The sequence below is a fragment of the Streptomyces sp. HUAS MG91 genome, assembly GCF_040529335.1.
In the GTDB taxonomy this organism is placed as follows: Bacteria; Actinomycetota; Actinomycetes; order Streptomycetales; family Streptomycetaceae; genus Streptomyces; species Streptomyces tabacisoli.
Genome location: NZ_CP159534.1, coordinates 977,030 through 987,702, shown reverse-complemented (window position 1 = coordinate 987,702; position 10,673 = coordinate 977,030). Strand labels below are relative to the sequence as shown.

The following is a 10,673-nucleotide window of genomic DNA, read 5'->3' as shown; positions in this document are numbered from 1 at the left end:
GTGCGTTAAAAAGACGGAGCCGACACAGCACGACAGCGAGGGCGTCCATGGCCGATCACGACATACCCGACCACTACCTGGACGGGTACGCCGCCCTGCTCGCCGACGCCTCCGCCACCGGCCGCCGCCTCACCCGCGACGAACTCGACACCCGCCGCGCGCTCGGCGAACAGGCCGCCGACGCCGGATACGGACTGCGCGCCCTGGTCGCCGCGCATCTCGCCGGCGCGCGCCTGCACTGGCCGACCGGCGCCCTCGCCCCGGACAGCGTCATGGCAGCCGTCGAACAGGCCGTCGACGCCTTCGCCGAGGGCTACGAACGCGCCCAGCGCCAGGCCATGCGACAGGAGGAGGCCGCCCGCCGCGAGTTCATCGACGACCTCCTCTACGGCCGCAGCGACATGGGCCAACTCGCCGAACGCGCCGAGCGGTTCGGGCTCCGGCTCGCCTACGAGCACGCGGTCGCGGTGGCCGAGGGCGAGTTCGCCTACGACGAGGGCGACGCCGTGGCCCGCAGCGTGGAACAGGCGATGATCGGCAGGTTCGGCGACCGGGACATCCTGCTCACCACCAAGGACGGCCGCCTCGTCTGCGTCGCCCCCGGCGACCAGGACGAGATCCTCAGCTTCTTCGCCAAGCAGGCCTACGCCGCCACGGACGGCGGCCACGTCGCGATCGGCCGCCCCCAGCCGGGCCCCGGCGGCGTCGTCCAGTCCTACGAGGAAGCCCTCAGCACCCTCGAACTCGCCCACCGCCTGGAGTTCGACGACCCGGTGCTGCGCTCCGCCGACCTGCTCGTCTACCCGGTGCTCACCCGCGACCGGCAGGCCATGGCGGACCTCGTGCGGACCACGCTCGGGCCGCTCCAGAGCGCCCGCGGGGGAGCCCAGCCGCTGATCGACACCCTCACCGCCTACTTCGACACGGGCTGCGTCGCCGCCGAAGCGGCCCGCCGGCTGAAGCTGAGCGTGCGCGCGCTCACGTACCGGCTCGCGCGCATCCACAAACTGACCGGCGCCGACGCCACCGACCCGGTCTCCCGCTACACCCTCCAGACCGCCGTCATCGGGGCCCGGCTGCTCGACTGGCCGGACCGCCCGCTGTGAACGGTGCCCGCTACACCGGCAGCAGCCGGCCCACCAGGGCGCTCAACTGGCGTGCGTTGCGGCACTCGTACATCTCGACGACGTCGCCGTACACCCCGGCCGCCGAGTCCCCGGTGTCCCACTGGGCCCGCGACTCCGGGTTCAGCCAGTAGGTGCGGCGGGCGGTGCGGACGATCCGGCGCAGCGCCGGCAGATTCGGGTCCTGCTGGTTGTTGCGGGCGTCGCCGAGGACGAACACGGAGGTGCGCGGGCCGACCGCGGCGCCGTAGCGCTCCACGAACTCGCCGAGCGCGGTGCCGTAGTCGCTGCTGCCGTGCCAGCCGGTCAGCGTCGCCTCCGCGGTGATCCGCCCGCTCAGCCCCTCCGGGTCGGCGGCACCGTCCGCGATCAGGTCGGTGACCTCGTCCATGCGGTTGACGAAGGCGAACACCCGGATCTTGCTGAACTGGTCGTGCAGCGCCTGCACCAGCAGCATGGTGAAGTTCGCGAACCCCGCGACCGAACCGGACACGTCGCACAGCAGCACGAGTTCGGGACGCGCCGGACGCTTTCGGCGCAGCACCGGGTTCATGGGCACGCCGCCGGTCGACAGCGAGCCGCGCAGCGTGCGGCGCAGGTCGATGCGGCCGCGGGACGCGCGCCGCCTGCGCGCCGCGAGCCGGGTGGCCAGCTTGCGGGCCAGCGGGTGCACGGTCCTGCGCAGCTCGGCGAGCTGGTCCTTGCCCGCGTACAGGAACAGCGTGCGGTCCGGGGTCTGCACGGGCATCCGGCGCGCGACCTCGTCCCGGTCGCGGACCTCGGCGACCCGGCGCCGCGCCTCGTCGCGCACCCGCGTGCGGAACTCCTCGATGCGGCGCCGGATCTCGTCCGCCTCGATGCGGTCGGTGAACGCCCCGGACCCGCCGCCGCCCGCCCGGATCCCGGCCATGATCTGCGCGAGGAGGGTCTGCGGGCGCAGCCGGTCCAGGGCCTGCTGCGAGGAGAAGCCCGAGCCGCCGTCGTAGCCGCCGAAGCCGTCCACCGCCTCCGCGGCGAGGGCGTCCAGCGCGGCCCGGTCGTTCGCGGCCAGCGCCTCCGCGAGCCGGGCGCGCAGGTCGTCGCGGTCGGCGGGCCCCGTCGGCCGCTCGGGCGCCCCGACCGTGCGCGGGAAGTAGAGGTCGAAGACGGGGTCGAAGACGGCGCGCTGCCCCTGGTCGTGCAGGAGCGCGGCGGCCAGCCCCTCGCGGACGTGCTCACGGTTGTCCAGGCCCAGCGCGGCCACGGCGCGGGCGGCGTCCACGCTCTCGCCCGTGCCGATCCGCACGCCGTGCGCGCGCAGCGCCCGGACGAGGGAGGTGACGCGGTCCGCGGTGCTCACACGGCGTCCAGATCGAGCTTGGCCGCGGCCGTCTGCACGTCCTCCTGGTGCTTGAGGACGACGCCGAGCGAGGCCCGTACGACCTCCTCGTCGAGCCGGTCCGCGCCGAGTGCCAGCAGGGTGCGCGCCCAGTCGACGGTCTCCGCGACCGACGGCACCTTGCGCAGGTCCATGGCGCGCAGCGCCCCCACGACCCGGACGAGCGACTCGGCGAGCACCGTGTCGAGCTCCGGCACCTTCAGGGCGACGATCCGCCGCTCCAGCTCCTCCTCGGGGAACCCGATGTGGAGGAACAGGCAGCGGCGGCGCAGCGCCTCGGACAGCTCGCGCGACGCGTTAGAGGTGAGGACGACGAAGGGGCGGCGCGTGGCCTCGATCGTGCCCAGCTCCGGCACCGTCACCTGGAAGTCGGAGAGCACTTCGAGGAGCAGCCCCTCGACCTCGACGTCCGCCTTGTCCATCTCGTCGATGAGGAGGACCTTGGCGTCGTCGCCGCGGATCGCCGTCAGCAGCGGGCGCGACAGCAGGAACTCCTCGCTGAAGATGTCGGTGCGCGTCCGGTCCCAGGTCTCGTCGCGCCCGGCGGTGATCCGCAGCAACTGCTTGGCGTGGTTCCACTCGTACAGGGCGCGCGACTCGTCGACGCCCTCGTAGCACTGGAGCCGGATCAGGCGCGCGTCACTGATCGCGGCGACGGCCTTCGCCAGCTCCGTCTTGCCGACGCCCGCCGGACCCTCCACGAGCAGCGGCTTGCCGAGCTTCGCGGCGAGGAAGACGGTGGTCGCCACCGCGGGGGAGGCCAGATAGCCGGTGTCGGCCAGACGAGCGGTGACATCGTCCACGGACGTGAACAACAGGGCCTCCAGAACGGGTGCGTCGCGGACTGCCAGCTGATCAGTTCCCCGGGCGCTCCACAATGACCCGGCGCTCTTCATGGCGAACGTCACGTCCCCCACCGCCTCCTGAGTCTTGAACCAGGACCGACTCGGCGAACCGTCCGTATCCTGACCTCATGAGGCGTACTTCCTTTGCCGACTGGCCCTGCTCCATCGCCCGCACCATGGACCTCCTGGGCGACTGGTGGACGCCGCTCGTGCTGCGCGAGGCGTTCTACGGGATCACCCGCTTCGACGTCTTCCAGCAGGAACTCGGCATTGCCCGCACCACCCTCGCCGAGCGGCTGCGCCGCCTGGTCGACGAGGGCCTGATGGAGAAGCGCGCCTACGAGACGGCGCCGGTCCGCCACGACTACGTCCTCACCGAGAAGGGCCGCGACTTCTTCGGCGTCCTCGCCGCCATGAACGCGTGGGGCAACCGCTGGCTGTCCGGCGAGGAGGGCGCGCCCGTCGTCTTCGAGCACGACCGGTGCGGGCAGGTCGCCGAGGCGGCGGTGGTGTGCGGCGGCTGCGGCGAGCCGATGACGGCCGCCGACACCCGCCCGCGCATGGGCCCCGGCTACCCGGAGCGACTGGCCCGGCGCCCCGACATCGCGGCCCGCTTCACCCGCTGAACCACCACGGTCCGAGGGGCCTGTCCCTCTTGACGTGGTGAGTCCATCTACGAAACTCTCAAGGTCACAGCCTTCCTCCGAGGGCTTTCGTCCTGGGAACACAGAGAGGTGGTCACCATGGAGTGGACGGGTGCGCGCTACGCCGACACCCCGACCGTCGAGGTGCGGCGCGGGATCGCGGCGCCGCCGGAGCGGGTGTGGGAGCTGGTCACGGACATCGGCCTGATGCCGCGGCTCAGCGACGAGTTGCAGGCCGCCGAGTGGGTGGGCGAGCCGAGCGGGCCCGAGGTCGGCGCCCGGTTCGTCGGCCGCAGCCGGCATCCGTCGTTCGGCGAGTGGGAGACCACGTCGTACGTCGTCGAGTCCACGCCCTGCCGGGTGTTCGCCTGGGCGGTCTCCGACCCCGAGAACCCCAGCGCGCTCTGGCGGTTCACGCTCGACTCGGCGGACGACGGGTCCACCGACCTGACCCAGTGGGTCCGGCTCGGCCCCGGCCGCTCCGGTCTCTCGTACGCCATCGACCGGATGCCCGACAAGGAGCAGAAGATCGTCCACGTACGGCTCAAGGAGTTCGAGCGGGGCATGGGCGTCACGCTCGACGCGCTGAAGTCCCTCGCCGAGGGGACGGGGACCCGCTGATGCGCACCTCCACGACGATCGAGGCCTCCGGCGGGAACTGGCGCGAGACCGTCGACTTCGTGACCGAGGCCGAGAAGCTCGGCATGGACATCTGCTGGGTCGCCGAGGCGTGGGGCTCCGAAGCGCCCTCCCCGCTCGGCTACTTGGCGGCCCGCACCGAGCGGATGCTGCTCGGCTCCGGCATCATCCAGCTCGCCACCCGCACCCCGGCCGCCATCGCGCGGGCGGCGATCACCCTGTCGAACATCTCCGAGGGCCGGTTCCTGCTCGGCCTCGGCCCGTCGGGCCCCCAGGTGATCGAGGGGCTGCACGGGGTGCCGTTCGCGCGGCCGCTGTCCCGGATGCGGGAGACCGTCGAGATCGTGCGGATGGCGGCGAACGGCGAGAAGATCGCCTACGACGGCCGGGAGTTCACCATCCCGCTGCCCGGTGGCGACGCCCGCCCGATGCGGCTCTCGATGCGGGCCGAGCACGAACTGCCCGTCTACCTCGCCACGTTGTCGCCGAAGATGCTCCGGCTGACCGGCGAGGTGGCGGACGGCTGGCTCGGCACGAGCTTCGTCCCCGAGGGAGCCAAGGAGGCCTACTTCGACCACCTCGACGCCGGGCTCGCCGCCGCCGGGCGCTCCCGCGCGGACCTGGACATCTGTCAGGGGGCCGAGGTCAATTTCGCGGAGGACGAGGAGTCCCTGCGGGACATCGTCGCGAGCCGCAAGAAGGAACTCGCCTTCAGCCTCGGCGGCATGGGCTCCGCGTCCACCAACTTCTACAACCAGGCCTACAGCAGGCAGGGCTGGGCCGACGTGGCGGAGGCCGTGCGGGAGCGGTGGCAGGGCGGTGACCGTGACGGGGCCGCCTCGCTGGTCACCGATGAGATGGTGCTGGCGACGACGCTCATCGGTACCGAGGACATGGTCCGGGCCCGGTTGAAGGTGTGGCGGGACGCCGGGGTGGACACCGTGCGGTTGTATCCGGCGGGGGATTCGCTGGACGCCCGCCTTGCCACGCTGGGCCGGGCCATCGAACTGGTGCGTGAGGTGGGTGCTTCGTCGGGTGCGGGCTGAGTGTGGCTGGTCGCGCAGTTCCCCGCGCCCCTGAAGCGAGCTCCGCTCGCCCAGGGGCGCGGGAACCGCGTGACCGGCAACGACGCGAGGTCCACCCGGCGGGTTGCGCGGAGCGAGGGGTCAGCGTTGGCCGGCCACTCGGAGCCGCGGGGCGGCCGACGCCGCCGGATCCGCCCACCAGGCGCTGTCCCCCTCGATCCGCCGCAGCAGAATGCCCTCCCGGATCGCCCAGGGACAGATCGTGAGCCGGCGCATCCCCATCAGCTTCATCGCGGTGTGCCCCACCAGCGCCCCGGCCAGCGCCTGAGCGGCCCGCGGCGCCGAGATCCCGGTCAGCTCGGCCCGCCGCGCCACCGGCAACCCGGCGAGTTCCGTCACCGCGCACCGCAGATCCGCCCGGTACAACTCCCTGCGCACAAAGGGCCCGTGCCTCCCCGGAGGGGCCCCGCACAGCCGCGCCAGCTGAGTGAACGTCCGCGACGTGGCGGCCGCCGTGATGGGCCCCTCCCAGCGGATCCGGGCCGCGACATCCCTGAGCTGATGCCGCACATGGCGCCGCAGGGCCCGCAACTCCTCCTCGCCGGGCACCTCGGCGTCGTGCAGGTGCTCCCGGGTGAGCCGTCGCGCCCCGAGCGGCAGCGACACGGCGAAATCGGGCAACCGGCCGCGCCCGAAGGCGACTTCGAGCGTTCCGCCGCCGATGTCGAGCACTCCGAGCGGGCCGGCCCGCCAGCCCATCCAGCGCCGCGCCGCGAGAAAGGTCAGCTCGGCCTCCACCTCGCCGGGCAGCACCCGCAGACGTACGCCCGCGCCCTGCTCCACGGCGTCGAGGATCTCGTCGCGGTTGGGCGCGTCACGGACGATGGCCGTGGCGAACACGAACGGCTCGTCGCTGCCCCACCGTTCGGCCTCCGCGCACGCCTCCGCGACCGCGTCCACGATCCGCCGCACGGCGCGCGGCCCGAGCCGGCGGTCACCGTCGACCTCCTCGGACAGCCGCAGCCGCCGTTTGGCCGTGTGCACGGGCAGCGGAGCCCCGTCCCTGGCGTCCGCGATCGCCAGCCGTACCGTGTTCGAACCGACATCCACCACACTGATTCGCATGATCGTCGAAGCCCCCCTCTTTCGGCGCAGATGATAGCGGGGGTGCTCAGGTGTCGAGAGCGGAAAGGATCCAACTCCGCGACCGCTCCGGGTCGATGACCGCGTCAATCTCCAGCGCGGCCGCCGCGTTGACCGCCTTGCCGTGCTCGTACAGCTCGGCGACCCGCGCCTCGAAGGCCCGCTCCCGCTCGGCCGGGTCGGCGATGGCGGCCAGCTCGCGCCGGTAGCCGAGCCGTACCGCCCCCTCGAGACCCATCCCGCCGAACTCCCCGCTCGGCCAGGCCGCCGTGGCCAGCGGCGCCTGCGTCGAACCGCCCATCATGGCCATCGCGCCGAGCCCGTACGCCTTGCGCAGCACGAGACAGACCAGTGGCACCGTCAGCCGCGCCCCCGCGACGAACAGCTCCGCGAACTGCCGCACCGTCGCCGTGCGTTCGGCGTCCGGCCCGACCATGAACCCCGGGGTGTCGCAGAGCGAGACCACCGGCAGCCCGGACGCCTCGCACTGGCGCAGGAACCGGGCGGCCTTGTCGGCGGCGTCCCGGTCGATCGCCCCGCCCAGGTGGGACGGGTTGTTGGCGATCAGGCCGAGCGGCCGGCCCTCGATCCGCACCAGCGCCGTGATGATCCCGGCGCCGAAGCCGCGCCGCAGCTCGATGACGGATCCGGTGTCGGCGAGCCCGCCGACCGCGGCCCGGATGTCGTAGGCCCGCCGCCGGTTCTCGGGCACGGCGTGCCGCAGCATCCGCTGGTCCGGCGCCTCCCAACTCTCCGGCGCACCACGGAAGTACGAGAGGTAGGTGCGGGCCGCGCGGACGGCCTCCGCCTCGTCGGCGACCGGCAGGTCCACCACGCCGTTGGGCACCTGCACCGACAGCGGCCCGATCTCCTCCGGCCGGTACACGCCGAGCCCGCCGCCCTCGATCATCGCCGGGCCGCCCATGCCGATGTTCGCCTCCGGCGTCGCGATCACCACGTCGCAGCAGCCGAGCAGCGCCGCGTTGCCCGCGAAGCAGCGGCCCGACGCGATCCCGACCAGCGGCACCCGGCCGCTGAGCCGCGCCATCCGCTGGAACGTCGGCACGTTCAGGCCCGCCACGACCGTGGTGTCGGTGTCGCCGGGCCGCCCGCCGCCGCCCTCCGCGAACAGCACGACGGGCAGCCCGCGCTCCTCGGCGAGCTGGAGCATCCGGTCGGTCTTGCGGTGGTTGTTGTGGCCCTGCGTCCCGGCGAGCACCGTGTAGTCGTACGACATGACAACGGCGGCCGCGCCACCGATCCGGGCGGTGCCGGTGACCATGCCGTCGGCGGGCGTCGCCCGGATCAGCTCCTCCAGCGGGCGGCGCTGCCGCTGCGCCGCCACGGCGAGCGCCCCGAACTCGGTGAACGAACCCGGGTCGCACAGCTCCTCGATGTTCTCGCGCGCGGTGCGCCGCCCGGCCGCGTGCCGCTTGGCGACGGCCTCGGGCCGGTTCTCGTCGAGCCCGAACGCGTGCCGGGCCCGCGTCTCGGCGAGGTCGGGCCGCACCGCGTCGGGATCGAGGTCGGCCACCGCCTCCCGCCGCTCGGGGCCGTCCTCCGTGACGTCCAGGAGCACCAGCTCGGCACCCTCCGCGACGGTGTCCCCGACCTCCGCGCGCACGGCCCGCACGACACCGGACCGCTCCGCGCGTACGACGTGCTCCATCTTCATGGCTTCCAGCACCAGCAACACCGCCCCGGCGGCGACGAGTTGACCCGGCCGCACTTCCAGGGAGGTGACCGTGCCGCTCATCGGCGCCGTGGTCGTGCCCGGTTCCGCCCCGCCCGCGTCCGGCAGCGGGGCGGCGGGCACCAGCTCGGGCAGATGACGCTGCACGAACCCCGTGTCGATGCCGCCCGCGGTGAACCCGGGATGCTCAAGAAGGCCGCGCAGTACGGGAATCGAGGTCCGCACACCTTCCACCACGAACTCGTCGAGGGCCCGCCCGGCCCGCGCGCACGCCGCCTCGAAACCGCCCCGGGGCGCATGAGCGACGACCTTCGCCAGCAGCGAGTCGTAGCGCGTCCCGATCTCCGTGCCGGTGCGCACGGCCGTGTCGACCCGGATCCCGGGCCCCGTCGGCAGGTCGCAGCGGGTGATGCGGCCGGCCGACGGACGCACCGACCCGTCGGCGTCCGTCACCTCCGCGTTCACCCGCACCTGCACCGCGCACCCGCGGACCGGCGGCGGCACGTCGAGCCCGAGAGCGGCGAGGGAGTCGCCCGCGGCGATGCGCAACTGTGCCGCGACGAGATCGACGCCCGTCACCTCCTCCGTCACCGTGTGCTCCACCTGGAGCCGCGGATTGGCCTCCATGAACACGAACTCATCGTCCCGGACGAGGAATTCGACGGTGCCGACCCCCTGATAGTGGGCGGCGCGGGCGAGCCCGAGCGCGGCGTCGAGGAGCCGGTCGCGCAGCGCCGCGTCGAGCGCGGGCGCCGGCGCGATCTCGATCAGTTTCTGATGGCGGCGCTGCGCGCTGCAGTCCCGCTCCCACAGATGCCCCACCGTGCCCGCGGCGTCCGCCACGATCTGCACCTCGATGTGACGGGCCCCCTCCCACAGCCGCTCCACGTACAACGCGTCGCGCCCGAAACCCTGTCGGGCCTCCGAGCGGCAGCGCTCCCAGGCATCGGGCAGCTCGTCGGCGGTGCGCACGACCCGCATCCCGCGCCCGCCGCCCCCGCCCACCGCCTTCACCATCACCGGCCCGTCGGCGAGGAGGGCCCGCGCCTGTTCCAGGGTTGTCACGCCGTCCGTGCCGGGCAGCACCGGCACCCCGGCCCCGACGGCGAGCGCCCGCGCCCGTGCCTTGTCCCCGAACAGCTCCAGCGCCTCCGGCGACGGGCCGACGAAGACGACGCCCGCCTCGGCGCACCGCCGCGCGAGCTCCGCCGACTCGCTCAGGAACCCGTACCCCGGATGCAGATACCCGCAGCCCGACCGGCGGGCCGCGGCCACCAGCTCCGCCGCGTCCAGACAGCCGCCCGCGGGCAGCGGCACCACCTCGTCCGCCTGCCGCACGTGCGCGTCGTCCCTTGGCTCGTGCACGGCGACCGCGCGCAGCCCGAGATCGGCGGCGGCGCGCAGCACCCGGACGGCGATCTCGCCCCGGTTGGCGACGAGTACAGCGGCAGACCCCATGGGACCCTCCGGAAGAAGCGGCGTGGACGGGTTCCGTCATGCTCATTGACACTGACGTCAACGTCAATACTCTGGCGCTGTGGCAGCACGCAGACGTCAGGCGACACAGGAATGGGCGACCCGCACCGCCCGCGACCGCACGGACGCACCGGCCCGCGGCCGGCTCCTCGACGCGGCCGAGGCGGTGTTCGGGCGGCTCGGGTACGGGCCCGCGACCATCGCCGACATCACCGCGGAGGCCGAGGTGTCACGGGCCGGCTTCTACGTGTACTTCGCGTCGAAGGACGAGGTGTTCCGGGTGCTGGCGCGGCGGGTGCGGGACGCGTTCCTCGCCGCGCAGGACGTGCCGGGCGTCGACACCGACGACGTGGCGGCGGTCACCGAGGCGTCGACGGCCGCGTTCATCGCCGCCTACGCCCGCCATCTGCCGCTGCTCGTCCTCTTGGAGCAGCAGGCGCACGCCGATGACGAGGTGCGCGCGCTGTGGGAGGAGATCCGCGAACGGCCGGTGCGCCGCGCCGCCCGCTACGTGCGCAGGGTCGCGGCCGAGGGCCGGGTCCACCCCGTCGTCGACCCGCTCACCCTCTCCCGCGCCGTCGGCGGCATGAGCGTGGAGTTCGCCCGCACGGTGGCGGCGCGCCCGGCCTCGTACGACGCGGCGGTGCGCGACGTCACCACCATGTACCGGCACCTCCTCGGTATCGGAGCCCCAGACCGGCAGTAG

9 protein-coding genes are annotated in these 10,673 nt (G+C 73.5%); 5 read left to right on the top strand and 4 right to left on the bottom strand.

What is annotated here, in order from left to right; translation table 11 throughout:
• Positions 1-47: 47 nt before the first annotated feature.
• A complete protein-coding gene (locus ABII15_RS04605) occupies positions 48-1,106 on the top strand; it encodes a helix-turn-helix domain-containing protein (protein WP_353940982.1) in 1,059 nt (352 codons plus the stop codon).
• Between the two features lie 10 nt (positions 1,107-1,116).
• Here the strand turns inward: ABII15_RS04605 and ABII15_RS04600 are convergent, their stop codons facing one another.
• Positions 1,117-2,463 carry a VWA domain-containing protein gene (locus ABII15_RS04600; protein WP_353940981.1) on the bottom strand — a complete coding sequence of 449 codons (1,347 nt, stop codon included), beginning with the start codon at positions 2,461-2,463 and terminating at the stop codon, positions 1,117-1,119.
• Complete coding sequence (locus ABII15_RS04595) at positions 2,460-3,317, bottom strand: MoxR family ATPase (protein ID WP_353940980.1); 858 nt, start codon at positions 3,315-3,317, stop codon at positions 2,460-2,462. The genes ABII15_RS04600 and ABII15_RS04595 overlap by 4 nt, the downstream gene beginning before the upstream one ends.
• Positions 3,318-3,475: 158 nt before the next feature.
• Here ABII15_RS04595 and ABII15_RS04590 point away from each other — a divergent pair, with 158 nt between their 5' ends.
• From ABII15_RS04590 to ABII15_RS04580, 3 genes are all read left to right on the top strand, one after another.
• Complete coding sequence (locus ABII15_RS04590; RefSeq protein WP_353940979.1) at positions 3,476-3,973, top strand: helix-turn-helix domain-containing protein; 498 nt, start codon at positions 3,476-3,478, stop codon at positions 3,971-3,973.
• A 117-nt stretch (positions 3,974-4,090) separates the two neighbouring features.
• Complete coding sequence (locus ABII15_RS04585; protein ID WP_353940978.1) at positions 4,091-4,612, top strand: SRPBCC family protein; 522 nt, start codon at positions 4,091-4,093, stop codon at positions 4,610-4,612.
• Positions 4,612-5,676 carry an LLM class flavin-dependent oxidoreductase gene (locus tag ABII15_RS04580; protein ID WP_353940977.1) on the top strand — a complete coding sequence of 355 codons (1,065 nt, stop codon included), beginning with the start codon at positions 4,612-4,614 and terminating at the stop codon, positions 5,674-5,676. The genes ABII15_RS04585 and ABII15_RS04580 overlap by 1 nt, the downstream gene beginning before the upstream one ends.
• 120 nt (positions 5,677-5,796) lie before the next feature.
• Here ABII15_RS04580 and ABII15_RS04575 read toward each other — a convergent pair whose 3' ends face one another.
• Positions 5,797-6,780 carry a Ppx/GppA family phosphatase gene (locus ABII15_RS04575; protein WP_353940975.1) on the bottom strand — a complete coding sequence of 328 codons (984 nt, stop codon included), beginning with the start codon at positions 6,778-6,780 and terminating at the stop codon, positions 5,797-5,799.
• Positions 6,781-6,826: 46 nt separating this feature from the next.
• The gene (locus ABII15_RS04570; protein WP_353940970.1) at positions 6,827-9,949 is read right to left on the bottom strand and encodes a carboxyl transferase domain-containing protein; all 3,123 of its coding nucleotides are present in this window, start codon (positions 9,947-9,949) and stop codon (positions 6,827-6,829) included.
• A gap of 79 nt (positions 9,950-10,028) precedes the next feature.
• Between ABII15_RS04570 and ABII15_RS04565 the strand changes: the two genes are divergently transcribed.
• Entirely contained in the window at positions 10,029-10,673 is a 645-nt protein-coding gene (locus tag ABII15_RS04565) for a helix-turn-helix domain-containing protein (protein WP_353940969.1), read from the top strand.